Below are 26,876 nucleotides of genomic sequence, written 5' to 3' on the forward strand. Positions count from 1 at the left end.
TGAAAAAAATATTTGAGCGTATCTGCTTACACTATCAATCATCAGACCGGCCTGTTCCGGCCGGTCTGCATAGCACAACAATATCCGAGCTTAATGTCCTTTTTTAATCTCATCCTTAACCTTTTCCTTAGCGTCACCATAGCCTGCCTGGCCTTTGCCGACGTTTTTTTGGACTTTGCCTTTTACTTCCATTTCCTCGTCATTGATCATCTTTCCGGTGACTTCCTTGACTTTGCCTTTGGCTTCTTCAACTCGGCCTTTTACTTGATCTTTGTTCATGAGCGTCTCCTGATAATTAGTTAAATTATGGATAAAGCGTGGAAAGTATTTCCCAACACTTAGCTAAACAATATACTCAAAACCAGACTCAGTCAGTGCGGCAACGAACATAGACGACTTTCCTTTTCCATCATCGACGTTAATTGACTCAGCCGCTAGTCCTTCTTATTGTCCAAAATCAAAAGCAAGCCGCCGGCTATTATCGCCCCGATACCTACCCAGACCGGGACATACACCGTCTGTGTGTCTTTAACAGACAGTGCCAACGCGCCTGACTTGGTTTGCTGGGTTTTCTGCGTTTCCCGGCTATAGCTGAAACTGCCGTCTATCAAGCCCCATAGGCCTGCCATGATCAGTACAATCGCTATAACCTTGACTGCGCTCATCTTATCCCCCTTATCAAAACGGCATTTATCAATCCATACTTCGTTATATACAAGCCTGTTCCAGTGCGCTAAACAATACGTCGGCCTTGAATGACCCGCAGCAAAATTATAATAACTGCAACAACCAGGAGAATGTGGATGAGCCCGCCCATTGTGTATGAGGACACCAAACCCATTATCCAGAGAATAATTAAAAGAATCGCTAAAGTTTCAAGCATGTGTGCTTCTCCGTAAGAGGCCGTCAATTAACGGCGATATAAACTAAAGACAAACATGTGAAACGGCCGAAGGTCAACGCGATATCTGTCCATAAACCGGCAAGTTCGATGTTCGTCTCCTGTGGAAAAAGATGATTCAGAACATTTCGTTACTACCGTGCAGCTAGCCGATCTATCCGAATTCGGCTGCGTAACTCAGCACTATCGACGTCCTCATCTTCCTTTAAGTTATTACAAATCCCCGTCTATCTTGCCGACGTTCTTTTGGACATCTTCTTCTATCTCCGTGCCCTTTATTGCTCACCATCATTCCGGTGACTTCCCCGACTTTACCTTTGGCTGCTTCGGCCCGGTCTTTTGTTTGATTTTTGTGCATGCGTACCTCCAGATATTTAACTTAGCCATGACCGTGTATCGCGGCCAATGCGCTGAATATATTCCTCTTATCCGCTTAAAATCATACACTCAAAGATGAGCTTGGTCGGTGCGGTAACGAACAAATACGGGTTAACGTAAGTCTCCATTTGATCCCAAAATGTCTAACTTTTAAATGACCGAATCGGTCAGTGTCTTATTGCGGAACAGTACTACGGCTTTTCTGTGAAAGGGTTATTTATCCGCTAGAGCCGGAATACCTGCACAAGCGGATATAACGGCTGCAAAGCGATGGTCACACCAACGCCGCACATCATCCGAAAAAACCTGAGCTGGTAAAATTTTTTATCTTTTGAGCTAAACGTCGAACACAGCCGCTGCCATGAATACATATGGCGCTTGCAGTGCTCTTCAACTTTTTTATACCAAAACCTTAAGCCTGTTAAAACCGGTTCTGGGAACCATCAGCGATAATTATGTCTTCTTCGTAGACGCTCACTGTGCCCTAGCGTACAGAAGTCGAATTGAACGGCGCTAGAGCAACTGGGGATAGTTTTTAAACGATGCCATCTTTATGTGTGCTAGCGAACGGAGCATCTCCGGATGAGTGAATATAATTATTCTAACGGCACACAACTTAAAAATAATTTATACGTGCGCTAAAACTTGAACCCATCCGGAGAATAAATATGAAATTAAGCGGCAATCAATTTACTTATACAAGCGCTCGCCTTATTGCCGCAACGGCTCTAGCCGCCGTTTTAGCTTTTGCGCCGGGAGTGGCTCTCGCTATCGATAAAGAAGCTCATCACCAAGATCGCGTCGAGTTACGCATCAAAGATATGCACGCCAAGCTCAAAATCACGCCGGAACAGGAAGAGCAATGGGGCAAGGTCACTCAGGCAATGCTCGATGATGCCAAAACCATGGATGCTCTTACTCAGGCAAGAGTGGATCACGCCAAGGACATGAACGCTGTCGACGATCTCAAATCCTACGGCGAGATCGCTGATGCCCACGCAGCCGGAATCAAAAAGTTGACCCCGCTGTTTGCCGATCTCTATGCCGGCATGTCGGATACACAAAAAAAGGAAGCGGATACTTTGTTCCGTCATGGTGAACGCAAGCATAGCCCCAAGAAGTCCGTTGCCAAATAATTACAAGTACGGTTATGCCTGAATCAGGCATTCCAGCCTGTGGTTCATAGTCGCATCAAGCATTCTAAAAAAGGCAAGTCAATATGAAATTTTCAATACAACACGTTAAGTGCCACAGATCAATCTTCAATAAGGTCGTGATCGCACTTATCTTTACTTCGGCAATCAGCGTTTGCTCTATATCGTCGGCGCTCGCAGATCGTGACCACGGCCCTGGGCGGGGTCATCAACACGGCGGTTACGGCAATCGGGGATGGCATGACGGGCGCGATGGCTATAGATATCGGCCTGGATTTCGGCAACCCTATCTTTATGCACAGCCTGTCTACATTCCGCCACCCGTATATTATCCGCCACAGCAATCGCCCGGCATCAGTTTGTTTTTCCCGCTTAATATTCGTCATCGGTAAATACAGGATGCCGACTGAAAGGGTTCGCGCATAAAGCAGTAATCCGCTCAAATGTTCTGGAAATTGGTCTATTTCCGGTCAGAGAGTAACCTGAACCGGTCAAAAGGCCAGTTCAGGTTGCCCCATACTATCCTATGCCTGACAAATGCAACCACTGCTTAACTTTTTTAACATTCAAGACCTCATTCCCCATGACTATCGCTTCTCGTGGAGCCTCGCATTACTTCGGCTACACCTTGCAGCAGATGTGCTGATCACTTTTGCCTATTACGCTGTTCCGCTAATACTTATTTATTTTATCCGACAGCACAAAGATTTTGCTTATCCATGGCCGACCGTCATGTTTTCCGGATTTATTATTGCCAGCGGCACTACGCATTTACTGTCGGCTACCACGACCTGGGTACCTCTATATTTTTGGCTGGGCGATTCGCTTAAAGCCTTCACGGCGCTTATTTCGGTCACCACCGCGGTGCTAATGTCATGGGTTATCCTTGCACGTTCTCGTTACCCAGTGGTTGCACAGTTGCAAAGTGAGATGCAACAAAGAAAAACAGTAGAAGATAAATTGCTCGAAACCGAAAATAAACTCGCGACCGTTCTCGATAATGTCGAAGCTTTTATTTATATCAAGGATTGCAACTATCAATACCAGTACGCCAACCAGTCAGCACTGGAACTGCTTGGCAAAACGCTAACAGAAACCATCGGTAAATCAGACTATGATCTTTTTGATGAGTCTATGGCGGTAAAATTACGCGAAGATGATCGCCGTGTTATTGAGCTGGGCGAGCGTATAGCCACCGAGAATATTTGCACCAACAAGGATAAGGTTATCACTCATGTCTATTTTACCGTTAATCATCCGTTACGTCGCGAAGACGGCAGTATTTACGGCTTGTGCGGCATTTCTACCGATATCAGCGAGCGCAAACGGCGGGAACAACAAGACAAGAAACATCTGGACGAACTGGCCCATGTCACTCGCCTTGGGCTGATGGGGGAAATGGCTTCCGGTATTGCTCATGAAGTCAACCAACCCCTGACTGCGATTTCCAGTTATGCCCAAGTCAGTTTAAACCTTATTAACACTGAAAACCCTGATCTGGCAAAACTCTCCGAGATCTTATATAAAACTCAGCAACAGGCTCTAAGAGCCGGACGGATTATTCATGGCATGAGAAGATTTATCAAATCTCATGCACAGCACCGCTCCATCACCGACCTTAATACGTTGATTCGTGACGCTGTCAGCCTATGTATTGCAGAAGTTAAACAAAACAACATAAAACTGACCTATGAACTGGAAAACCACCTGCCGCCGGTCCATGTCGATCAAATACAAATTGAACAGATTCTGATAAACCTGATCCGAAACAGCACTGATGCCTTACTGCACTTACCCACAAAACAGCAACGCCGAGTAACCATCCAAAGTCGATTAACGCCCAAAAATGAAATACAGGTCAAAATTCATGACAACGGACCGGGACTTGATGCGGCCCAACAACAGAAAATATTAACGCCTTTTTACACAACCAAAGCGGGCGGCATGGGTATGGGACTATCCATTAGCCGCTCGCTTATCGAAGCCCATGACGGTATATTGAATTTCACTAGCGAACCTGGAAACGGCACTACTTTTTATTTCACCCTGCCGATACAGAAAATCTGATGGGCGTTAATGGCTCATTTAGTTGACAATATGGGACGTTGATCTTTGCAAATTGCCATAATCGAAAGCGGCGAGACGCTCGTTGCGGTAACGGCCCAGCGCCCAGAGCGGGAAAAATTTATCGTAGCCGTGGTATTTCAGGTAAAAAACTTTCGGGAATCCGGGAGCATTGAAGCATTCGTCATTCCAGAACCCGTCAGCCTGTTGGGTTTTCAGTAAATAATCCACCCCGGCTTCGACCTCGGCACAGCCAACTTCACCGGCCGACAGCAACGCCAATAGTGCGAGCGCGGTCTGGAATGCCGTACTGGTATCGAATTCGCCGCGCCTATTGGCATCGTGATAGCTTACGTTGCCCTCGCCCCAGCCACCGTCGGGTCTTTGCCTGGATTTCAGCCAAATGATGGCTTTAAGAATACTGGGATCACATTTGGCAACGCCTGCGACTTCAAAACCAACCAGCACCGACCAAGTGCCGTAAATGTAATTAGTGCCCCAGCGGCCGAACCAGCAGCCGTCCGACTCCTGCTCATTACGCAAGTAATCAATGCAGTTATCGATGACCGCTCTATATTCAGGGTGGAGATCAACAAGCTTGCCCAGAAACATGATGCAGCGAGCGCTGACATCGGCGGTTGGCGGATCCAGCAAGGCGCCGTGGTCGGCAAATGGAATGTGGTTCAGGTAGTAATGGGTATTGTCGGCATCAAAAGCGCCATAGCCGCCATTGCCGGATTGCATGCCTGCAATCCAGATGCCGGCCCGATCGATATTCTCTGCAAACTCTTGATCCTCGGCCTGAACCATGGCCAGAGCCGCTACCGCAGTATCGTCAACGTCGGGGTAATAGCTGTTGCCGAACTGAAAGGCCCAACCGCCGCCCGGTAAATTAGGCCGCTGGATTCGCCAGTCGCCCGGTTCATCCCTTAACTGCTTACCGGCCAGCCAATGCAACGCGGATTTAAGCGCTTGCCGGGAGTGTGGATCATGTTGGTGGCGGCCGACTTCCTGCAAGGCCAGGCTGACCAAGCCGGTATCCCAAACCGGAGAAACGCAGGGCTGGCAGTAAGCCATATCATCATTGACGACCAACAAGCGATTGATGGCTTCTCTGGCAATGCGACGTTGCTCGTTATCGGGAGGAATACCCAGGTAATCCATCGCTTCATAGGCATTGACCATGGCCGTGAAAATCGCTCCCAGGCCATCATAACCATTCAATCTTTCCATGAACCAGTCCTGCGCTTTAGCGGTAGCCTTGCGCCGTATGAAGCCGGGAATCAGAGGCTCCATCTGGCGGCCCATGCGCTCGACGGCCAGTATGGCTTTACCCAGCGGGGTTTTGACATGGGCAAAATAATTTTTTTCCTCATCAGGCGGGGTAACAAACAGCTCTGCGACATCGATCTTATGGGGATTGCGGGCCTTGACCCTGTAAGTGCAGAGGATGAATAACGGGACCATGACGGTACGCGACCAGTAAGAGACTTTATCCAGATGAAACGGGAACCACTTGGGCAACAGCATGATTTCAACAGGCATGAAAGGTACGCCGCGCCAGGGAATCTGCTCGAACATGGCCAGCATGATGCGAGTGAAGACATTGGCCCTGGCGGCGCCGCCCTGTGCCAGTATCCAGTCGCGAGCCTTGACCATATGCGCTGCCTGGATAGAGTCGCCGGCCATTTTCATCGCGTAATAAGCTTTGATCGTGCCGCTGATGTCGCCCGCACCGCCTTTATAAAGCGGATAACTGCCGTCCGCGTTTTGTTGAGACCGAAGAAAATTAACAATTTTGACCTGAAGCGGTGTATCGATTTCGTCCATGTAGTGCATCATCAGGATGTACTCAGAGGGAATCGTACAATCGGCTTCAAGTTCGAATACCCAATAACCTTCCTGGTTTTGCAGACCTATAAGTTGATCTTTAGCCCGGTCAATCGCGCTGTCCAGCGTGTTCGGAAGATAGCAGGAACCAGCGTAGGCGGAATCAAAACCGGTAAATGAAGATATGTCTGTTCGCATCGTATAGTTTTCTCTCGGTTCACTTTACTGTCAGGGCTTTAGGTCTGCACATTAAGATTGATAACTGCAATTGCCTGTCGACCGCGTACGAACTCAGGTTTGCCGGATAATAAACAAGTCGCACAAGAACATTACTGCCGCAAGTGAAACTTGAAGTCATGATCCAACCTTGACGCTACAGCAAGTGACTTAACCCGGAATGAATCGCTAACGCTCCCAGTCCGGTTAAACTTGAGCAGAGTCAGCATGATCATGCCCCAAGGTCTACATATAATTTACGCAAGGCAATCTCATGCACAGAATCCATGTTATCCCGCTAAAGAATCTGTTTTTCGGCAAGTCATATGCTCATCATTCCTGTTACGAGAACAGATTAACCTCAACCATTGGACGCCGTCGGTGCGGTAACGCACATAAGGCCACTGACAACGGCCAAGTCTTTGGTATATATAAGAATGATTAGTCGCAAAACGATTTAGGTCTATAGGGAAGCGCTGATAAAATCCTTCGGCAGGCTCAGGACGAACGGTAAGTTGTTGATTCCGTTCGTAGCGAGCTTGTCGAACCATAAGCGGAATCGATTTATTCAGCGCATTCATAGCTGACCTGGGTCTTACAGGATTTTTAGCCCATATCCCGGTTTTTCCGCAACCCCGTTCGATCACAACCATGTTCGATCACAAAAAGTCATCCCGAATAAAAAAGCTTTATTTAGGTAATAGCACTTATTGATTGAAGAGATTGATCTATTTATCCTACCAGTTACTCATGCAATACAACCAATTATTTAGGTTAATTGAGCTTTTCAATTTTAACTCCAAAATATGATATTGCTTATGACTATGACTAACCCAAATAGCCTCTGGCAAAACTATCTTCTCAACGCCCTGTCTTCCGCCAAATATGACCGTTTTTTTCCCCATCTGGAATTAGTGGCAATGCCGCTGGGCAATGTTCTGTACGAGTCCGGGGACGAGGTGCGTTACGCTTATTTCCCGACGTCGTGCATCGTATCGCTGGTTTACGTAATGGAAAGCGGCGCACCATCCGAAATCGCCGTAGTCGGCGACGACGGAATGATCGGCGTTTCCCTGTTCATGGGCGGTGGCACCATGCCTAACCGAGCCGTGGTGCGGAGCGCAGGCTACGCTTATCGGCTACGGGCGCATCTGCTTATGCAGGAATTCAACCGCTTTGGGGGATACCGTAACGGAGCGCTGCACGATATGTTACTGCGTTATACCCAGACACTGCTGACTCAAATAGCGCAGACGGCGGCCTGCAACAGGCATCACTTCGTGGATCAGCAACTCTGTCGCTGGCTGTTGCTGAGTCTCGACCGGCTCCATTCGAACGAACTGACCACGACTCAGGAATTGATTGCCAATATGCTCGGTGTCCGCCGTGAAGGCATTACTGAAGCCGCCGGAAAATTGCAGCAAGCGGGATTGATTAATTGCCGCCGTGGGCACATCACTGTGCTGGATCGACCCGGATTGGAAAAGCGAGCCTGCGAATGCTATCGGGTGATTAAAGCCGAATCCGATCGCCTGTTTCCGCCCCTCCAGCTTGCTTCATTGACACCACACATTCCTATACAAATACAAAAATCAGGACTGATTAACAATGAATCATTACACATTCGCCATCAAAGACGCTAAGGATGATGCACAATCATCCTTAGCGTCTTTCTGTCGGTTATCCTTTCGGGCTTATCAGCCACCCGTACATATTGGTAGTTAATTTTGATCCGTTAATTTATAAACCCTGTCCTCTCGCTTTATTGAAACGTCCGGTATGCACACAATATCCAAGATTTTCAGATAAAGCTTGTTTGGAGCTTTAAAGCGGGTCGGCAGAAATCGCTTTCAATAAACGACATATCGGAATATCAATCCATTTGCCCGGCTCTTGCGGCCAAGTGAATGGCAGGCAAAACGCCAGCCTGCCGTTTTATGGATCACCTGCCTATTCTCCTGCTGCCTTTACCCGATACTTAAGGCCGAACATCAGCTTCCCAGGAAACAGTTGCCGGACACCATTGCCAGATCCCCAATGTCAATATCATTGACAGAGAGGCAGGTATACAGGCGCCATGCCCGATGTCCACTTCCCGGTTAACTAACTTGGAACTGTCTCCGCACCGCTTCAGGTAATCATCGGCCTTGATGTCATTAAGATCGGCATGGGGCATAAAAAACGCGACGATAGGAATCGGCACCACAGCCAAGCTAGAGTCATCCGTCCACTCGGACCCTGAGCAATGGGCGGTGCCGTCGCGGGGATAAAGAGTGTCATCCTTAACCAGGATTTGCGAACAGCCCGAAAGAACCAAAATAAACGATACAGCTATCAGGCTTAATTTGGAATGCAACGTGATGTATTTCATAAGACCTCCGTTTAACCGCAATCAGGGATATAAGAATAAAGATTCGGACGACGGCAATATCATCGAACATCTTTTGCAGAAAATCGTTTTTGTGTTTTTAATTCTTTAGTGCAGCTTAAACTCAACATTTAAGCGCCGTCAGTACGGTAGCGTACATAAAGCCGCGGCCGGAATTACTAGAATGCATTGCCGGCTTTCCTCGGCAGGGTTTATCAACATAACTGTACAAAGCCGCTGAATTTAACGCGACTTTATTCAAAAGGGATAACTCAACATGACTAAACCGATCACTGCAGTCTGGCCCGGCCGTCCCTATCCCCGGGGCGCACATTGGGATGGCGAAGGGGTGAATTTTGCCGTTTTTTCCGAACATGCCGAAAAAATCGAATTGTGCCTGTTCGATGCGAAGGGAAAGAACGAAGTCCAGCGCATCGAGCTGAAAGACTGTAGCGATATGGTCTGGCACTGCTATCTGCCTGAGGCTCGCCCAGGGCTGCTTTATGGCTTCCGCGTACATGGGCCTTACCGTCCGCAGGAAGGGCATCGTTTCAATCCGCACAAGCTGCTGATAGAACCCTATGCAAAAGATATCGTGGGAACGCCGCTCTGGAGCGACGCCCATTTCGGTTACAGCGTCGGCAGCAAAAACGAAGATCTTTCTTTTAGCCGCCGCGACAACGCCAATGTCATGCCGAAGTGCCGGGTTATCGATCAGAGCTTCGCCTGGGGAAATGATCAACCCCCTGACGTTCAGTGGCACGATATGGTGATTTATGAGGCCCACGTCAAAGGGTTTACCATGCAACATCCGGACATCCCTCTGAAATTCCGGGGAACCTACGCCGGATTGGTGATGGAACCCGCCATCGAGCATCTCAAGCGTCTGGGTGTGACGACGCTGGAGCTGATGCCGGTACATGCATTTCTCGATGACCGCCACTTGCTCGAAAAAGACTTGCGCAATTATTGGGGCTATAACTCGATTGGCTTTCTGGCGCCCGATTCCCGTTATTCGGCGAGCGGCCAGGTAAGCGAATTTAAGACCATGGTAAAGACCCTGCATAAGGCGGGCATTGAAGTCATTCTGGATGTGGTCTACAACCATACCGCCGAAGGAAATCAGCTGGGGCCGACATTGTCCTTTCGCGGCATCGACAACGCGTCCTACTATCGCCTGGAGGCCGATAACCCGCGTTATTACAGAGACTACACCGGTTGCGGCAACACGCTGGACATGCAACATGTCTGCGTACTCCAGTTGATCATGGACAGCCTGCGTTATTGGGTATTGGACATGCATGTGGACGGCTTCCGCTTCGATCTGGCTTCCGCGCTGGCAAGGGAGTTGCACGAAGTAAACCAGCTGGGCACCTTCTTTAATACCATCCATCAGGACCCGGTCCTGAGCACCATCAAGCTGATCGCCGAGCCCTGGGATCTGGGCGAAGGCGGCTATCAAGTGGGAAAATTCCCGATGGGTTGGGCGGAATGGAACGATAAGTACCGCGATAGCATTCGCGCCTATTGGAAGGGCGATGGCGGACTGCTCGGCGAACTGGGGCAACGCTTGACCGGGTCTAGCGACTTGTATGAACGCAGCGGGCGCAAGCCGCACGCCAGTATCAATTTCATCACTGCGCATGACGGCTTCACTCTGCATGATGTGGTAACCTACGACAACAAGCACAACGAGGCTAACCAGGAAGACAACCACGATGGCACCGACAATAACCGTTCATGGAATTGCGGCGTCGAGGGAGAAACCGACGATCCGGTGATTAATGCGTTACGCGCTCGCCAGAAACGCAATCTTCTTGCCACCCTGTTGTTTTCACAGGGCGTTCCGATGCTGCTTGCAGGCGACGAGATGGGCCATACCCAGCAAGGTAATAACAATGCCTATTGTCAGGACAACGAGATTAGCTGGCTCTGTTGGGAACTGAAACAACAGGATCAGGATCTGCTTGAATTCACCCAACGTATTATCAATTTGCGCAAAGGGCATCCCCTGTTCCGGCGACGTTATTTCTTTCTGGGACGGCCGATTCGCGGCGGCGAAGTAAAAGATATCGTCTGGCTCAATCCTGATGGGTCTGAAATGAGTGATGCAGACTGGGGGCAGCCGTTTTCGCGTTGTCTTGGCGTGCATTTTATCGGTGAGGCCTTGAATGAAACCGACGGACGCGGACGACGTTTAAAAGACAATAATTTGCTGTTGCTGATCAATGCAGATCATCAAGATATTGTCTTTATGCTGCCGGAATTCGGCGGGCGTTCCTATTGGGATGTATTGCTCGACACTTTTGAAACCAGCGGCATACCCGAACTTTCCCGCTACAAAGTCGGGCAAAGTTATCCTATGCATGGACGGGCTCTGGTACTGTTAAAACAAGGTTGAGTTCAATGGTAAGCGCACGATATTCATTCCGGAACTTGTATGCTGCCTGCTGAAGCTTTTGATGCCCAGGTTCAGTTCCTCACTCGTACAGTACGCTAGCGTACAGACTTGGCTGGGAATTGGCATATTATAAAATTACTGTACGACATTGCGACAAAGAACGTATCCAGTCATCAGTCTTAACCCGGTAATTCAGGATCAGATAACGGACAGCTGGATTGTATGCATGATGTTGCAGTAGACGGACTGCCTTTACCTGAAAGTTCCGGTAGCCTGAAAGTTCCGGCAGCCTGAACGCCTCCCAGAGAGAGAAGAAAACCATGGCCTATCAAACAGTTCGACATGCCGACGCTTCGCCTAACAATGAGAAACGCCGATGGGTTTCCAGTTCAAAGCATTTGTCCCGAAAAGTCATAATAACGCCTACCGTTACCCTATCTCCGCGCAAATGGTTTGTAAGCATCTTTCAAGTAATCTTGGTCGGCGTCCTGGCTCTTTCCGGCTGCAGCTCCGAACACTCAAACGAACAATCCAAACAAACCCCGCAAGAGAAAGAAAGTACCGCCACCCAACCTGCTCATAAAGAAGTCGGCGAGGCATCATGGTATGGGCCGGGATTCCACGGCCAAGAGACTTCTAGCGGCGAGACTTTTGACCAAAAAAAGATGACAGCCGCTCATCCAAGTTTGCCGATGGGCACTAAAGTCCAAGTGACTAACCTTGAGAATGACAAGAAGATCGAAGTCAAAATCAACGACCGTGGACCTTTTGCCGAAAATCGCGTTATCGATCTCTCCGGCGCAGCCGCTAATAAGCTTGATATGAAAGGGGACGGTACCGCTCAGGTCAAGGTCGAAACCAAACCCGCCAAGAAAAAAAGCCGCACTAAATCGTCCCGAAAAACAAAACAAGCAGCAAAAATGACCACGCCACAGGCTAAGCAATAATGAATTAAATCTGCAGTTTGTTGTGTTATTAAGCTCATGACACGCTATCAACAAATCATCTGTCGAGTGGGCTGAAACCAGCCACATTGCGAGACTCTGCCGCGGCGACCCGCGGCAGAGCTACACCTAAAGCATGTCGTCCGGCAGCCTCAACCCATGATCACCCGCACCCGATGCAGCTGTCTGTCATTTTGTAATGTAATGCTGTTACCGCTTGACTGGCGTTCTTCATCCAGCTCTATGAGAGCGATACCATGCGCGGCTCTGTTCGGATTTTCAACCGTGATGTCATAGCGGGTATTTTCGTGTTGGTAAATAATCGTGTAACTATCCCATGTTCTGGGAATACAAGGATTAAAAATCAATTGTCCGGCACGGACCTGCAAGCCCAATACCCATTCCAGTCCTGCGCGGTAATACCAGCCTGCCGCTCCGGTGTACCAAGTCCATCCGCCGCGCCGGGCGTGGGGTCCCTCGGAATAGATATCTGCCGACAGTACATACGGCTCGACTTTATAGGCGTAAATGCCGGTGCGGGTGGACGAGCGTTTGATCGGATTCAGCATACGCAGCAATTCCGCCGCCTGATCGCCTTCACCGAGCATCGCATAGGCAATGACCGACCAGACCGCCGCATGGGTATATTGCCCGCCGTTTTCCCTTACACCTGGCGGATAGCTCTTGATATAACCGGGGTCCCGTTCGGTCTTGTTGAACGGCGGCGTGAATAGCAGCATCAGGTCATCGCCGTAGCGCACAAGATATTCCTGCACCGAATTCATCGCCCGTTGCGCCCGCTCGGTTTCGGCGCCGCCGGAAATGACGGCCCAACTTTGCGCAATCGAGTCGATGCGGCATTCGGCATTATCCGCTGAACCGAGTGGCGTGCCGTCATCGAAATAGGCGCGCCTATACCATGCTCCGTCCCATCCTTCAGTTTCCACTGCAAGCTTCAGCCGGGCGGCATGCTCGCGCCAGCGGACAGCGCGCTCGTTATCGCCTTGCGTCTCTGCCACGATTGCAAATTCGGAAAGCGTGGCGATCAGGAACCACGCCAGCCATATGCTCTCCCCTTTGCCCTGATTGCCGACCCTGTTCATGCCGTCATTCCAGTCGCCGCTCCCGATCAGCGGCAGACCGTGCGAACCCGTTTCAAGGCTAAGGTCCAGCGCACGCGCGCAATGTTCGAACAGACTCGCTTGCTGCATCGACTGCGACGGCTGGTAATAGGCGTCGTCTTGTCCCGGCTCCAGCACAGGGCCTTGCAAAAACGGCACTTCCTGCTCAAGGACATGGCTATCGCCGCTCACCTTGATATAGTGGGCTACTGCATAGGCCAGCCAGATACGGTCGTCGGAAAAACGGGTACGCACGCCGCGGCCTGAAGGCGGATGCCACCAATGTTGCACATCGCCCTCGTCAAACTGGCGTGCTGCGGCACGAAGCAGATGAGCGCGAGTTAAATCGGGCCGCGCAACGGTCAAGGCCATGCTGTCCTGCAACTGATCGCGAAAGCCGAATGCCCCGCCGACCTGATAAAACCCGGCCCTGGCCCACATCCGGCAACTCAGGGTTTGATACAGCAGCCAGCGGTTTAACAGGATGTCGAGTTCCCGATCCGGCGTTTTTACCTGGACCTTACCGAGCACTTGATCCCATAACTGCGTCACCTGGGTAAAAGTCGTTGCTGTTTCGGTGGTCCGATAGCGCTGCACCAACTCTCGGGCATGGAGTCGGTCATTGCCTTGTCCCAATAAAAACACGATTTCAATACGCCCGTTAGGCGCAAGCTCAATCACTTTCTGCTGTGCTGCGCAAGGATCAAGCCCTGCGCCAACCGATTTTTTCAACGCACTTGATCCTAGCAAAGCTGCCGGTGCAGACAGGCTCCCGTTGCGGCCGATGAATTCCGCCCGATTCCCGGTCCATCCGGTTTGTAGACCGCATAGATCGGCGAACGCAATGCGACGGCCGAATTCCACATCGCTGGGGTTGTAAGCGAACAGCGCGCCGGTCTCCGTATCGAGTTCGGTGATCACATGAGCGGCAGTCACCGTACGCGAAGCGCCCAGTACCCATTCCACGTAAGCCGTAACGGTCAGCCTGCGGGTTCGTCCGGACACATTGGTCAAGGTCAACGACGATAGCTTGACCGGATCGTCCGGGCTGACAAATTGCAAAAGCTCGCTGTGAATGCCGTGAGAAACATGTTCGAAACGGCTATAGCCTTGCCCGTGGCGTATCACGTAGCTGGCATTGTCGACCCGGATCGGCAGAGCGGTCGGACTCCATAATTCGTTGGTGTCATCGTCGCGCAAATAGAAAACTTCTCCGGGCGAGTCGCTGACCGGATCGTTCGACCACGGCGTCAACTGGTTTTCACGGCTGTTACCGCTCCAGGTGCAGCCGCTGCCCAACTCCGATACCATAAAACCGAACTCGGCATTGGCGATCACATTGCTCCACGGCGCCGGTGTCCACTGGCCGTTGTCGAGCACAATCACATACTCGCGCCCGTCTTCGGCAAAGCCGCCCAGTCCGTTAAAGAACTCAAGCGGGGGCACCGCCAACGCCGGCGAATGAGCGCCGTGAGCGGTCAAGGCTTTCGGCGCAACAAAAGCGGCGGTAGGCCTTAAATACCTCAACAATTGCTCGGATAAAGTACCCCGGCTACTGACCAGCACGGCGCGTGCAACTGTTTGCAGCAATATCAGTTCTTCTTCCGAGAGCCGGTCGTTGCGCATGACAAAAATCGCACCCTTGTTTTCATGCTCGTGATGGGCCGAAAGCGCCTGGTTTTCGCGCACCATGCCCTCCAATAAAATCTGCAAGTCCTGGGCGTAGGACAATTCTTTTTCGTTCAGGATCACCAAATCGACGGCAAGACCTTTCATGCGCCAATACTCGTGAGCGCGCAACAATTGTTCGACAATGGTCCGGTCTTCAAACTCGGTTACCCGCAACAACACAATCGGGCGGTCTCCGGAGATGCTGTACCGCCATAGCCCGGTAACATTCAAGCTGTTCATCTGCATCAATCTGCCGGTCGACCTCAATGAAGGATCGATATAGAGCAAGCGGTTAGCCAGATCTTGGAACAACTGAGCCTCGTCCGGCCGGGTACGCAGATGATGCAGCTGTATATGGGCGTAAGTCCAGGCCATCGCTGATACGCGCTCGAACGCCACCACGTTATGGTATTTGTCGGCCAGCTCTTCCGCCGCCTGCCGTGAGGCGGCAACCAGGGTGGTAAACGTCACGTGCTCGGTGGCGCCCGCTGCAATGCGCACCCGTGTGCGCAAGCTGAAGATCGGATCGAGAATAGCGCCAACCGTGTTGGTCAGCGGTCGGCCGTCCATCACCGCAATCGGTTCCCGTAACGTTTGTCCTCGCCCGACAAAACGGGCCCGGTCGGTTTCGTATTGCAGTCCGTCGTCGGTTCGGCCGTCGGCCAGCACGTGAGCAGCCCAGATACCCGGTTCGTCGGCTGTACGCGGCCGACGTTGCGCAATCAGCCCGCGCGCTTGGGGCAGATATTCGGTTTGAATGAACAGATTGGAAAAAGCGGGATGCGCAATGTCCGCGGCAGATGGGGCAAGCACAATCTCGGCATAAGAAGTAATGTCGATTTCCCGGCTGTGCAGTCCATTATTGGTCAAGCTCAAACGACGGATTTCGGCATCGTCCTCGGGCGAGATAACGATCTCCAGGGAGCTGACGATGCCGTCGTCGGTTCGGGTAATGCGCACACGGTCTTCCGCAAAAACGACATCGTAGTGCTCGGGAGCCGTCGTGGTCGGTTGATAGCCGGCAGACCAAACCTGGCCGCTTGCGACATCGCGCAGGTAGATATAACTGCCCCAGGCATCGCGTGTCACATCTTCGCGCCAACGCGTCACCGCGAGGTTCCGACACATACTGTAACCGGAACCGGCGGCAGTCACCATCACCGCATAACGGCCATTGGACAACAGGTGCGTGGAAGGCACCGAAGATGTCGGTGACGGTATGCGCCGGATCGGCGGCTGCGCGGATTCCTTAACTTCGGAAAGATCCTGAAGCAAGGGTATAAAAGGCGTATCCGCACCGAGCGGTATGCGTTCCTGCAATAACAAATCAGCCGCCTGGATCAGCGGCGCACGATGAAACCGATGACGCATCGCCCCGTCATGCACGACATTGGCGAAAGCCACCAGCGACATGCCCTGGTGATGGGCCATGTAACAACGCACTATCGCGACCGGCTGACCTTCCGCAAGCCGGACCGGCGTGAAATCGAGCGCTTCATAAAAGCCGAAGCGCCCTAATGCGCCTTCCTGTTCCAGATGTTCGAAGTTTTCCACCGCAGCATGCGGCAGGTACATCGCAGCCAAAGCCGTGGCGTAAGGGGCAATCACCAAATCTTCGCCGAGTCCCCGCTTCATGCCCAGACCGGGTACGCCAAACGCGGCGTATTGATAAGTGAAGTAAAGGTCGCGGCCATTGAAAGCCGACTCAGAAACGCCCCAAGGCACGCCGCGTTCCTTGCCGTACTCGATCTGCCGCTTCACGACCAAGCGGCACGTCTGGTCGAGCAGGCTGTAACGCGGGGTAAAGGTCACCAAAGACGGCATCAGGTATTCGAACATCGAGCCCGACCACGACAGCAAGACGGTGCCGTGTGCGGCGCGCGTCACTCTCCGGCCTAGGTGGAACCAGTGCGTACTCGGCACGTCGCGCTTGGCGATTGCAACGAAACTGGACAGGCGCGCTTCGGAAGCCAACATATCGTAATAACTGGAATCGAGCGTGCCTTCCATCACGCGGTAGCCCAGCGCGAACATATGGCAATCCTTATCGTAAAGAAAGCGAAAATCCATTTCGTGAAACAAGGCTTCCAGTTGCACAACCATGTTTTCCAGACGCTTCGTGAGTGTTTCGGCCTGCTCTCCGGCATGTTGGAACAAGACTTCCAGTCCACCCGAAGCCGGTGCGCCCGCTACCTTGAGTCCAGCCAAGCCTTGGGCATAGCCGCCGGAAAGATCGGATAAGCAGGTATTCAGCATCAGCTTTTTATCAAACGCCGCAAAATGAGGATGCTGATCAGTCGGTTCCCGATCAAGCGGGGTTGTGAAATGAATCCAGGGAAGCAGGCTATCCAAATCGCGCAGATGAGAACGGGTGTCATCGCGCAGCATCGTAGACCAGACAAGCACTTCATTATCGTCGGTATCGCCCCGCTCAGCGGCATAGGCGCGCGCCAAGTCATGGAGAGTGTCGGCGCCGAGCGTCAACTGCCGCCATAGCAGACTCCATCCGTCCGCGTCGGCAGGATGATTTTCCAACAGAGCGCCGAAGACTAATGCTTTTTGCCGTAGTTCTTTCAAGGCGATCAGCGTACGCCGGTCGTCGCTGATTTTAGCCAGCGAATCCATCAGCAATTGATGGGTATCGGTCAAACCGTCCAATGCGATGGACAGTTCGAGCGGCCGCCGCAGCATTTCCCGGCAGGCCTCGCTCAACACCAGCAGATGCCCCGCCAGGTTGCCGCTGTCCACGGTCGAGACATAGCGCGGCTCCAGCATATGCAGATCGCGGGTATCGTACCAATTATAAAAATGGCCGTGCAGTCGCGGCAGTGCAATCAGCGTGGTCAGCGTGGCTTCGAGCCGGTCGACGGTGTCGATTAAGCCGATCCAGCCGAAATCGCGCGCGGCTACGACGGACAACAGATACAAACCGAAATTAGTCGGCGAACTGCGATGGGCGATAACCGGCAGCGGATCTTCCTGAAAATTATCCGGCGGCAGATGGTTCTCTTCTGCAGTTACGAACGTGGTAAAAAAGCGCCAGATGCGCCTTCCGATCAGGCGTAACTTCACGCTGTCCTGCGGCTGTAAAGCTTCGGCTTGATCCAGCCTGGGCGGCAGGCTCAACGCCCGTGCGACGACCGGGGCCAGCCACCATAACAGCAGAAACGGCATAGCGGCCATGATTGCGGACGGGTTAAAAATCAGTACGACGGCAGCGGTGCCGACAACGATCGTGGACGAGCTGCACAGCGGACCGATAAGATTCTTCAGAGAATGACCCGACGCTGTTTTGGCTTGCAGGGCGGTGACCCACTTCAGCAATTGGCTTCGAGTAATAAACAGCCGCACCAATGTGCTGACAATCGCATGCACCATCAGCCAGGTATGTTGCGCCAATAAGGCCAACGCCACCACGCTGTTGCCGATTGCGCATGACATATTTTCTCCCGCTGCGCGCAGACAGGTTCCCAACGAGATACCTCTGGCGGGTAACGCAAACCCTCCCATAATCGCTAGAATCACCGGAAAACCCAACGCTGTCATTACAAACCCGACCAGCATCCACAGCGGCGCGTCCGGAATAGCCCAAGTTGCAACCAGCGCAAAGAAAGCGCCCGGTGCCGAAAGGGATCGGCGCAGATTGTCGAGCATCTTCCAGCGTCCGATGATCGGCATACCCTTGCCGTGAGCCCCGAAAATCCACGGCAACAGTTGCCAATCGCCGCGAGTCCAACGGTGTTGCCGTGATGCTTCAACCTCGGTATGGGATGGAAACTCATCGAAAAACTCGATATCGCTGACCAACGCGCAGCGCACGAATATGCTCTCGAACAAATCGTGGCTGAGCTGGGTATTGTCAGGTACGCGACCGGCCAATGCGGCTTCAAAGGTGTCTACGTGATACAGGCCCTTGCCGCTGTATGTGCCGAGCGCAAACAAATCCTGGTAAAGTTCGGAAACTTCGCTGGAATAGGCGTCGGTGCCGGATGCACCGGCAAAAATCTGATGAAATATCGAGCGTTCCTGCTGCTGCGGCAGCGTTGCCGTGACCCGCGGCTGGAGAATACCGTAGCCTTCCACGACACATTGAGTACCCGGATCGAATACCGGCCGGTTAAGCGGATGGCCGGCCACACCGACTAATTGAGCCACCGAACCCATCGGCAATTTGGTGTCGGCATCCAGGGTAATGACATAACAGACACCGGATGGAACCACAGCCGGTTTGCCGTCAATCGGCAGGAATGAAGTATCGACAGCGCCCCGCAACAAACGATTGAACTCGTGCAACTTGCCGCGCTTGCGTTCCCAGCCCATCCATTTGCCTTCGCCTGAATTCCACAAGCGTTTGCGATGGAAAACGAAGAACCGTTGTTCTTTGTACTTGCTATTAAGCGCGGCCACCGCAGCAACGGCTGCGTTTAGCAAGCGGTCATCGTTCGGCATTATTTCCTGATCCGCGTCAGCCCAATCCGACAACAACGCAAAGCGCACCTGACCGTCCGGATTGGCCAGATAGCGAATCTCCATCTGCTCAATCTGTTCCTTGATTTCGGCCTCGCTGCCGAACATAGTGGGTACTACGACAAAGGTGCTCAACGTCTCGGGCACGCCGTCTTTCAACTCAAGCCTGGGCAGATGACGTGGCGGAAGGCGCATAATGATCAGCCGATTGACCAGACTGACGGCGATATCCGATGCCGGAAAGAACCCGAACAGCGCGAGCAGAAACAGCTCAAATCCGCCAAGCCCGGCGACGAAACTCGCCGTCAAAGGAATCGCCAGCAACAGCAGTGTCAACAGGCTGAGGCTGCCCACATAAGCAAACCCCGCGTGAGCAACATAGCTACGCAATAATCGTTGTTTTAGCAAAGGCCGATAATTGACTTCCCGTTCGAACGCATAGCGTCCGGCACCGATCAAATAATAGCCGGGTTCCTGCTGACGTCCGTCGGCAGAGAGATACTCGCCGGCCTGTTGAACCTTGGCAATCACCTTCTTGGCTATCTCCACTTCGGAATGCGGCGAGCGCTTGGCAAGATCCTCAATCGCGTGGCGGTAACGGTCGCGAGTCGGAAAATCCATGCTGCCGTAGCCGTGATGAGCGCGCAGGCAGGCATCCGCCAGGCTCGCGTCCTCGACGAACTGGGACCAATCAAACGCGGAGATCGCGCGCATGCTGGTGATAATATTGCGCACCGTCAGGTTATCGGCAATCTGGTCGGCATGTTCGCGATGCACGATTTCATCAAGGCTGACGCCTTGCTCACGAAGCCAGTCATTCAAGAAATCCAGAGACACCATGGCGCCCGAATGAGGGTCGTGTAAACGCTGCAAAATCTGAACCGCGTAAGCTTGGCGTAGCGGGGTATCGGGTAATTCCGGCGTAGGCAACGATAAATAGGGTTTATCGATCTGAGCGGTAATTTGGTCGACCTTATCGACGAACTCGTCAGCCAGTCGACGGCCGGTTTGAGAGCGGATGATTCGAACCGACAATCGGCGAAGATTATCCACCAGCAACATCCGCAACGTAATCGGTATCGCCCAAAGTTCGCCTAACGTGAGTGGGGTGACGTTTTGATAAGCCTTGATGAAATGCGTCAATGACTCCGGGACGAAACGACTGTCGGTATGGGCAACCAATGCCCAGACAATGCCGTAAACGCGGGGATAGCCCGCTAATGCGCCTTCCTCCAGTTTAGGCAATTCACGATAATAATTTTCCGGCAAGTCGAGCTGAATGTCGCTGATCTGCGCTTCGATCACATGAAAATTATCCAGCAACCATTCCGCCGCCGGGGTGATCGCATGCTGCTCTCGTACCGCCTTGGCGACGGCTTTATAAGCTTCAAGCAAAACCCTGGCATTATCATGCACCCGCGGAAGCAGTTTTCGCCCTTCCTTACGACGACCGACTTTTTGCGCCTGCGCTAAACTCACCGCATGCTGTTCGAGCCGTTCGATGCTGAACAACTCGAACCGGATAGGTTCCTCACCTCCCGGATGTTCGACTCTTACATGGCTTCTTCGTTGTTGTGACGTCATTTATGATTCTCTAGGTTCCAGTAAAAAGTAACTATCCGGCGCGAAAGCGCAAAATTCCTCTTTTGCTATCCAGGTCGTCGATCAGGGCATAGCTACGGTAAGCAAGGCGACACAGTAGGAGCGGGCCATGCCCGCGAATTTGGACAACTATTGCAGACTTGCAGCTCTTTCATCGCGGGCATGGCCCGCTCCTACAATGCTTAACTGCGCAGTGCATACACAAAACCCACATTCCGACGGTAACGCTTCGAGGCCGGAGTCTGCCTCATAAAGTGACGATGATTAAGATCAGCAGCATCAGACCAAGCCCGCCGCTGGGCCCATACCCCCATTCCCGGCTATGTGGCCAGGCTGGAATAACGCCGACGACCATCAGGATGAGAATTAAAAGTAAGATTGAGCCAAGTGACATGGCGGTGCTCCTGCCGGAAAAAGCGTTAACCTGAAAACCATTCCAACCATGACCTTAAGCCTTGGAACATTCGACGATATCCGTATCGAATATAAGAACGGGGGACCAGCCATTGGGAATGGCTTACTTGAACTTACTCGAATTTGGACGTAGCACTTGCCAAACCGAGCCTCAAGTCATCCCAGACTTTATCCGCAGTCACTTTGACGGTTTCCCAGGCATCGCCGCCGTCTTCCTCCAGCTCTTTCATTTTTTCAACGGCTTTTTGCTGTTTGGCATGTAAATCATTGAGTTCTTCAATGTACTTGACCCTTACATGAGCCGCCGCGTTCTCGGTCTTGGCCGTCAAAAGATCAATTTGGGCGCTCCAGTCTTTCAGTTCCGCCGCCAGATTGTTTATATATTCTTCTTTAGTTTTCATGGTGCTCTCTTTTGTTGATTATCTTCTTAGATTAATTTGTCGATTGGAGCTTCAAAGAACGACAACATGTTATTGAAAGAAACCAATCTAGCGAGGAACAATATTGCCGTTCTCGTCGGACAGGATAATTTCCACGCGCCGATTCAATTGACGACTGGCGGCGGTGTCGTTGTCGGCCACCGGAAACCCCTCGCCATATCCTCGTGCGGCAACACGATCGCTGCTGATCGCCATGTTCATCAATGCCGTCCGTACCGAAGCAGCGCGCCGGTCGGAAAGCTCCTGATTGTGGCTGTCGCTGCCGACGCTGTCGGTATAACCTTCAACCAATACTTTCTGCTGCGGATATTGGGTCAGAAAATCGGCCAGCTTTTGTACGTTGCGCATTCCGCCCGATGCCAGCTGCGACTTGTTGGTGCTGAACAAGACGTCGTTTAAGGTGATTACCATACCGCGTTCGGTTTTCTTGGCATTCAACGCTTCGAGTTCCATGGCCTGTTGAGCTATCAGCGCATGAGCCGCATCGGCTTCGGCCGTTCTGGCATCCAGGCGTATTGCATCGCGCTTGGCGCCGGCGTTGGTAACCGCTAATTCAGCTGTTTTTCGTTTGGCGACTTGCTGGGCAATAGCCACTTGTTGCGTGGCGATATAGGCCAGTTGATTGACCTCGTCATCGTCTTCATCTTTGTTTAACGCGTCATCCGCCTTATTCAGCGTGTCGCCTGCATCTTTTAATTCAAGCGCAGCCAGATTGGTGACTTCGGGGTTGGTTCGTGCGCTGTTGTAATTGCTATGCGCTTCGGTGAGCGATTGATTTTGCGGCATGGAACTACAGCCGGAAATAACTGCGACAGCGATTAAGGTCACAGGAAGGTATCGATTATTTTGCATGGTGAATTCCGGTAATAATTATTGGGCTTTACGTTCGATTTCTTGGCGCAGCACACGATTGTCTTCCTGTATTGCGCCTACCGCGTTCTGCGCCTTGGCGGAACGCGCCGTTGCCGAGGCCAATTGAGCGTCAAACTGCGCTTGTTCAGCCAGTTGCCTTGCTTGCAGATAATTTTCCTCTGCCATAGCCCGCTCGGCGGCGTCCATCTTATCCATTGCAGACCTTAACTGTATCGGTGCAAACTCATTGCCGCCCGCAGTGCCCGCGTTGCTTACCGCCATTTTGGAAACGGCCATCTGCTCTGTAGGCGCCGGGATGCTTGCGCAACCGGCTATAAATAGTGCAGCAGCTGCACCGATACCGTGCATGATCCGGTACGATCCGGGGTGGTAAAACTTTTTCATGATATTTTATCCATTGAATTAAACCTCTAACGCAACCGTTGCAATCAATAATCAGTGCAACAGCTGCGACTTTTTCTATCTCGAAATCCGGATGAACCTATTACAAAACAACCTGTTCTAAGAACCATCGGCTATCATTAGATACCTTTCCTCAGTTGCCTACCGTGCGTTAGCGTACATAAGCCTCATTCATACAGCGAAGAAGGCTGACAGAGACCGACTTTGAATCTGTCAACGCGAAGACCCATTACTAACCGCTAAGACGGCTTATCGAACCAAGCTTGAAAAAATCAAAGATGCAGGTAACGGGAACGCTCATGCGATAACGGATACTCAACTTGATGGCTTTAGAAGTGATAATGCGCACCCAAGCCGATGTATTCGATTTTTTCTTTGTAAAACTGCCCGCTCGGAGAGTAGCCGTTATAATATTCCGCAAGAATCTGGAGTTTCCGGCCTAAGACCTGTAAGTTTTCAAACTCGACACCTGCCCTGGCAGATACATCGGTGCTCCAGTTATTTTCATCATAATGTTTGATATCGGCCGCAACGATAGGCCGCATCGAGGCAAAATCTATCCGCCAAGGGCTTCGAAACTCAATGCCGTATTGTGCCGACCATACCTTAAGCGCAGTAGGTTCTTTGTGGAACAGGCCGCCTCCGCCGCCATAGACGCGCACGCCATACGGAAGTTCATATGAGAGCTTTAGATCCACGCCTTCGTAGCTGAGGTTCACGCGTTCGAATTTGGTATTAATTTTGCGCAGCAGAAACTCATCGCCAAGATGCGAGCTTTGGTGATAAAGGCGGGCAAAAGCTGAAAACCGGTCGGCACGCATACTTGAATAAATCGACGCAATAAAATCGGTGTTCAGAAGATCGGACGATGAAGCCCCGAGATTGAAGTCGCTAAAAACGCCGGCTTGAAGTCCCGTTTCCCATTGCACAGTGGATTTCCCGAAGTTACTGCGGTAAAACGGTATCGTTTCACCGAAGCTGACCGAAGCTATATCCGTTCCATCAAAATTTTTGCTTTGATAATTATGGTATGCAGCCGAAAAATGAGCCCAACGCGTATCCGCCAATAATGGCTTGAATAGATGCCCCTTAGGCAACAGTCCTGTTGCTAACAGGGTTGATTCCGCTTCATCACCGGAAACCCGGGCATTAGTCGAGTCCATCGGCTGTTTGTCTACAGTTTCCGCTGTTTTTACTGCATTAACGCCTGGGATCTCCCATAATAATTGTACCGCTTTGGCGCGGTCGGCATCGGTCAGACCGCTGACCGGCAACGTAATTACGCCATCCCGGACCATTAACGGCGGCATATCAAGCTTTAAATCGTGCTTTAACACACCGGCGGCGTAACCGGCGATATACGCATCATCCGGCTGAGCAGCAAGAGCAAAAGACGCAGGCATCAACATGGCGCCAAGAACAGCTATACCTCGCAAATAAATGCTCATTTGCCGGCACTTGAATTTACAATCAAATCAGTTTCAACCGATTTCACATGTTTCTGGCTGCCGGCCAGTTCCATCGCTCTGCCGATGCTTGGCTCGGAATCAACCTTCCCGCTTAATTTCACTACGCCTTTGACCGTGGTCACCTCGATATGGGATGCGTTAAGCAAAGGTTCATTCAAAATTGCCGCTTTAACTGTCGTCGTAATAACGGAGTCATCAATGTATTCACCCGTTGTTTCCGCTTTATCGCTTGCCGACTTTTTTACGTCCTCAAGTTTTTGTCCTGCTTTTTCAGTTGCCTGATCCATTTTTTTTCCAGCCTTTTCTAACGCTCCTTTAGATGCGTCAGCCGATTCATTGATGTATTCTCCAGCTTTGTCGGCTTTCTGATCCAATAACTCTTCCGCCTTTTTAATTTCTAGATCGGCTCTTGATGTAGCCAGATCATACTTTTGCTCGGCATTTTCGGCAGCGCTATCAATTTTTTTGCCTGCGTTTTCTGCTGTGTCTTCTTTTTGGCAACCGGCCAATCCAAAAGCAGCGGATATACAGATAATCGCAAGAACTCTACCTGCTAAAATCTGTTGCTTATATTCATTTGTTGTTTTCACGGGATATTCCTTTGTGAGGTTTTTTTAAAATGCGTCAAGTGACATAGAGTGACGTCCCGATAGATAATGAACGTCAGAGGGGAAAACATCTCAATTTGAATCAGGCGCAGTGATTGGGAAATTCAGCTTAATTTTAGCGGCAAGCTCAGGCTCTGTCCGTACGTTACCGCACATAATAAGTCCTGTGTAGTTGACAGTTTTGAACCAACCCCTAAAGTCCGGTTCCATGTTAATAACAGAGCTGGCTGACATAAAAAACCCGCTATAAAGCGGGTTTAGTTTTAAAACAATTCAGACCGACTTTTCAATCAATATTCTATCCAGATCAACTCAACGCGACGGTTTTCAGACTTACCTTCTTCCGTTCTGTTATCGGCAACAGGTTGGCTTTCGCCGTAGCCTTTTGCCATCAGTTTATTGGCGACACCTTTCATTTTGAGGTAATCGACAACCGACTGCGCACGCCGTTGCGACAACTTCATATTGTACTTATCGGAACCTTCGCTGCTGGTGTGGCCCTGGACTTCAATATCATTTTTCTGAGGATAGCTAACAAGACTTTTCGCAACCTCATCAAGGATGGTCTTGGCATTCAAGGTTAACTCCGCAGAATCATACTTAAAATGTTCACCCTTGAGTACAAGCCTGACCGGGCATCCACTATTGTCAATCTTGCTGCCTTTGATGGTTCCTGGGCAGCGATCCAAACAATCGTTAACACCGTCAGCATCTCCATCCAAAGTGGAACAATCTGCAATTGCTGCCGGGGCGACTGCGATTGGGGCCTCGGATTTTGTCACGGCTTTCGGCTTGTCGCCGAACGGAATGACAAAGCCGACGTTAACCGTCATATCATGAAATTCGTCTGTACCGGGCTGCACATGGGCATTGAGGTTATTATTGTAACGATAGCGCACATCACTGCGGAGCAAAAAGTTGTCGTGGAGCTCATAAGTAAAACCCGCACCGGCCTCGCCAATAAAGCCTGCCCCGCAATTAGCGGAAGCACAGCTATTCATACCGCCCGCCGCGACCACAGCATAAGGTGAGAATTTATCGCGTAAGAAATAATACTGTAAATCAGCCGTGCCGCCGGCCAAACTCCAGGGGCCGTTAGCGCCGCTGAATCCTTCGTAGAACCCTTTCAATTCGACATTGAAATGTTTATCGAGCATTTTGCCGATGCCCATACCGCCGCCCCAGCCGTCGCTTGAATTGCGATCGCCGCCGGTTCTGACAAATGAACCGAAAGGTGCTACATACCAACGATCATCCTGGACTTGATCAGCGGCCTGTCCCAGCGGCAGGAAACCTATACTGGCTAATGAGGCAATGGCGAGTAAACTTTTTTTCAGCACACGATTTTCCTTTCTGTATTCATTTTTATTTTTCACGGGGTGTTCCTTAATGGATTGATATAGTTATTTTTGATTCAATTTAGACAATCTTGAATGGTGATAATGCTAATACCTTCTCTAAAGAAAGCACTTCTTGCGATAAGCGGTGTTGCTAAAAAAACATCATCTGTAGTTTAACCGCAACATTAACCGTTCTTCTGTGCGGTACCGCAC

20 protein-coding genes are annotated in these 26,876 nt (G+C 51.2%); 5 read left to right on the top strand and 15 right to left on the bottom strand.

Translation table 11 applies throughout. The annotated features are described in order from the left end of the window. Positions 1–90: 90 nt before the first annotated feature. The 4 genes from V7051_RS00605 to V7051_RS00620 all read right to left on the bottom strand — a co-directional run bounded on the left by V7051_RS00605 (position 91) and on the right by V7051_RS00620 (position 1,259). Positions 91–279: a CsbD family protein gene (locus V7051_RS00605; RefSeq protein WP_333872941.1), complete on the bottom strand. Its 189-nt coding sequence runs from the start codon at positions 277–279 to the stop codon at positions 91–93. A 155-nt stretch (positions 280–434) separates the two neighbouring features. Further along, complete coding sequence (locus V7051_RS00610) at positions 435–665, bottom strand: hypothetical protein (protein ID WP_333872942.1); 231 nt, start codon at positions 663–665, stop codon at positions 435–437. A gap of 68 nt (positions 666–733) precedes the next feature. Continuing rightward, on the bottom strand, positions 734–883 hold the full coding sequence (locus V7051_RS00615) for a lmo0937 family membrane protein (RefSeq protein ID WP_333872943.1): 150 nt from the start codon (positions 881–883) through the stop codon (positions 734–736). A 223-nt stretch (positions 884–1,106) separates the two neighbouring features. Further along, positions 1,107–1,259 carry a hypothetical protein gene (locus tag V7051_RS00620; protein WP_334181099.1) on the bottom strand — a complete coding sequence of 51 codons (153 nt, stop codon included), beginning with the start codon at positions 1,257–1,259 and terminating at the stop codon, positions 1,107–1,109. Between the two features lie 688 nt (positions 1,260–1,947). Here V7051_RS00620 and V7051_RS00625 point away from each other — a divergent pair. After that, on the top strand, positions 1,948–2,415 hold the full coding sequence (locus V7051_RS00625) for a Spy/CpxP family protein refolding chaperone (protein WP_333872944.1): 468 nt from the start codon (positions 1,948–1,950) through the stop codon (positions 2,413–2,415). Between the two features lie 177 nt (positions 2,416–2,592). Here the strand turns inward: V7051_RS00625 and V7051_RS00630 are convergent, their stop codons facing one another. Next, positions 2,593–2,772 (bottom strand): hypothetical protein, encoded by a 180-nt coding sequence (locus V7051_RS00630; protein WP_334181100.1) that lies wholly within the window; start codon positions 2,770–2,772, stop codon positions 2,593–2,595. Positions 2,773–2,970: 198 nt separating this feature from the next. Here V7051_RS00630 and V7051_RS00635 point away from each other — a divergent pair, with 198 nt between their 5' ends. After that, positions 2,971–4,500 carry a sensor histidine kinase gene (locus V7051_RS00635; RefSeq protein WP_333872946.1) on the top strand — a complete coding sequence of 510 codons (1,530 nt, stop codon included), beginning with the start codon at positions 2,971–2,973 and terminating at the stop codon, positions 4,498–4,500. 18 nt (positions 4,501–4,518) lie between these two features. On the opposite strand, the gene shc is transcribed toward V7051_RS00635, so the two are convergent. Next, entirely contained in the window at positions 4,519–6,525 is a 2,007-nt protein-coding gene (gene shc, locus V7051_RS00640) for a squalene--hopene cyclase (protein ID WP_333872947.1), read from the bottom strand. Between the two features lie 842 nt (positions 6,526–7,367). Between shc and V7051_RS00645 the strand changes: the two genes are divergently transcribed. Continuing rightward, a complete protein-coding gene (locus V7051_RS00645; RefSeq protein WP_333873012.1) occupies positions 7,368–8,186 on the top strand; it encodes a Crp/Fnr family transcriptional regulator in 819 nt (272 codons plus the stop codon). Positions 8,187–8,521: 335 nt separating this feature from the next. Here V7051_RS00645 and V7051_RS00650 read toward each other — a convergent pair whose 3' ends face one another. Next, on the bottom strand, positions 8,522–8,914 hold the full coding sequence (locus V7051_RS00650) for a hypothetical protein (protein ID WP_333872948.1): 393 nt from the start codon (positions 8,912–8,914) through the stop codon (positions 8,522–8,524). 274 nt (positions 8,915–9,188) lie between these two features. Here V7051_RS00650 and glgX point away from each other — a divergent pair, with 274 nt between their 5' ends. Both glgX and V7051_RS00660 read left to right on the top strand, forming a co-directional pair. Then, positions 9,189–11,312, top strand: a complete 2,124-nt coding sequence (gene glgX / locus V7051_RS00655; RefSeq protein WP_333872949.1) for a glycogen debranching protein GlgX — start codon at positions 9,189–9,191, stop codon at positions 11,310–11,312. A gap of 320 nt (positions 11,313–11,632) precedes the next feature. After that, entirely contained in the window at positions 11,633–12,259 is a 627-nt protein-coding gene (locus tag V7051_RS00660; RefSeq protein WP_333872950.1) for a septal ring lytic transglycosylase RlpA family protein, read from the top strand. 149 nt (positions 12,260–12,408) lie between these two features. On the opposite strand, the gene V7051_RS00665 is transcribed toward V7051_RS00660, so the two are convergent. The 8 genes from V7051_RS00665 to V7051_RS00700 all read right to left on the bottom strand — a co-directional run bounded on the left by V7051_RS00665 (position 12,409) and on the right by V7051_RS00700 (position 26,699). After that, a complete protein-coding gene (locus V7051_RS00665; RefSeq protein ID WP_333872951.1) occupies positions 12,409–21,099 on the bottom strand; it encodes a GH36-type glycosyl hydrolase domain-containing protein in 8,691 nt (2,896 codons plus the stop codon). Positions 21,100–21,364: 265 nt separating this feature from the next. Then, positions 21,365–21,511, bottom strand: coding sequence for a DUF3309 family protein (locus V7051_RS00670; protein WP_333872952.1), 147 nt, complete (start codon positions 21,509–21,511; stop codon positions 21,365–21,367). A 133-nt stretch (positions 21,512–21,644) separates the two neighbouring features. After that, complete coding sequence (locus V7051_RS00675) at positions 21,645–21,932, bottom strand: hypothetical protein (protein ID WP_333872953.1); 288 nt, start codon at positions 21,930–21,932, stop codon at positions 21,645–21,647. 87 nt (positions 21,933–22,019) lie between these two features. Then, positions 22,020–22,823 carry an OmpA family protein gene (locus V7051_RS00680; RefSeq protein ID WP_333872954.1) on the bottom strand — a complete coding sequence of 268 codons (804 nt, stop codon included), beginning with the start codon at positions 22,821–22,823 and terminating at the stop codon, positions 22,020–22,022. Between the two features lie 18 nt (positions 22,824–22,841). Beyond that, a complete protein-coding gene (locus V7051_RS00685; RefSeq protein WP_333872955.1) occupies positions 22,842–23,228 on the bottom strand; it encodes a DUF4398 domain-containing protein in 387 nt (128 codons plus the stop codon). 347 nt (positions 23,229–23,575) lie between these two features. Continuing rightward, entirely contained in the window at positions 23,576–24,694 is a 1,119-nt protein-coding gene (locus tag V7051_RS00690; RefSeq protein ID WP_333872956.1) for a DUF1207 domain-containing protein, read from the bottom strand. After that, positions 24,691–25,305, bottom strand: coding sequence for a BON domain-containing protein (locus V7051_RS00695; protein ID WP_333872957.1), 615 nt, complete (start codon positions 25,303–25,305; stop codon positions 24,691–24,693). The genes V7051_RS00690 and V7051_RS00695 overlap by 4 nt, the downstream gene beginning before the upstream one ends. A gap of 308 nt (positions 25,306–25,613) precedes the next feature. After that, positions 25,614–26,699 (bottom strand): OmpA family protein, encoded by a 1,086-nt coding sequence (locus V7051_RS00700; protein WP_442919609.1) that lies wholly within the window; start codon positions 26,697–26,699, stop codon positions 25,614–25,616. Between the last annotated feature and the right edge of the window lie 177 nt (positions 26,700–26,876).

The sequence above is a fragment of the Methylobacter sp. genome (assembly GCF_036845245.1).
Taxonomy (GTDB): Bacteria; Pseudomonadota; Gammaproteobacteria; order Methylococcales; family Methylomonadaceae; genus Methylobacter_A.

Coding starts and splice junctions, on each gene's coding strand:
- V7051_RS00605 (WP_333872941.1), bottom strand. CDS start 279: ATGAACAAAGATCAAGTAAAAGGCCGAGTTGAAGAAGCCAAAGGCAAA.
- V7051_RS00610 (WP_333872942.1), bottom strand. CDS start 665: ATGAGCGCAGTCAAGGTTATAGCGATTGTACTGATCATGGCAGGCCTA.
- V7051_RS00615 (WP_333872943.1), bottom strand. CDS start 883: ATGCTTGAAACTTTAGCGATTCTTTTAATTATTCTCTGGATAATGGGT.
- V7051_RS00620 (WP_334181099.1), bottom strand. CDS start 1,259: ATGCACAAAAATCAAACAAAAGACCGGGCCGAAGCAGCCAAAGGTAAA.
- V7051_RS00625 (WP_333872944.1), top strand. CDS start 1,948: ATGAAATTAAGCGGCAATCAATTTACTTATACAAGCGCTCGCCTTATT.
- V7051_RS00635 (WP_333872946.1), top strand. CDS start 2,971: ATGCAACCACTGCTTAACTTTTTTAACATTCAAGACCTCATTCCCCAT.
- shc (WP_333872947.1), bottom strand. CDS start 6,525: ATGCGAACAGACATATCTTCATTTACCGGTTTTGATTCCGCCTACGCT.
- V7051_RS00645 (WP_333873012.1), top strand. CDS start 7,368: ATGACTAACCCAAATAGCCTCTGGCAAAACTATCTTCTCAACGCCCTG.
- V7051_RS00650 (WP_333872948.1), bottom strand. CDS start 8,914: ATGAAATACATCACGTTGCATTCCAAATTAAGCCTGATAGCTGTATCG.
- glgX (WP_333872949.1), top strand. CDS start 9,189: ATGACTAAACCGATCACTGCAGTCTGGCCCGGCCGTCCCTATCCCCGG.
- V7051_RS00660 (WP_333872950.1), top strand. CDS start 11,633: ATGGCCTATCAAACAGTTCGACATGCCGACGCTTCGCCTAACAATGAG.
- V7051_RS00665 (WP_333872951.1), bottom strand. CDS start 21,099: ATGACGTCACAACAACGAAGAAGCCATGTAAGAGTCGAACATCCGGGA.
- V7051_RS00670 (WP_333872952.1), bottom strand. CDS start 21,511: ATGTCACTTGGCTCAATCTTACTTTTAATTCTCATCCTGATGGTCGTC.
- V7051_RS00675 (WP_333872953.1), bottom strand. CDS start 21,932: ATGAAAACTAAAGAAGAATATATAAACAATCTGGCGGCGGAACTGAAA.
- V7051_RS00680 (WP_333872954.1), bottom strand. CDS start 22,823: ATGCAAAATAATCGATACCTTCCTGTGACCTTAATCGCTGTCGCAGTT.
- V7051_RS00685 (WP_333872955.1), bottom strand. CDS start 23,228: ATGAAAAAGTTTTACCACCCCGGATCGTACCGGATCATGCACGGTATC.
- V7051_RS00690 (WP_333872956.1), bottom strand. CDS start 24,694: ATGAGCATTTATTTGCGAGGTATAGCTGTTCTTGGCGCCATGTTGATG.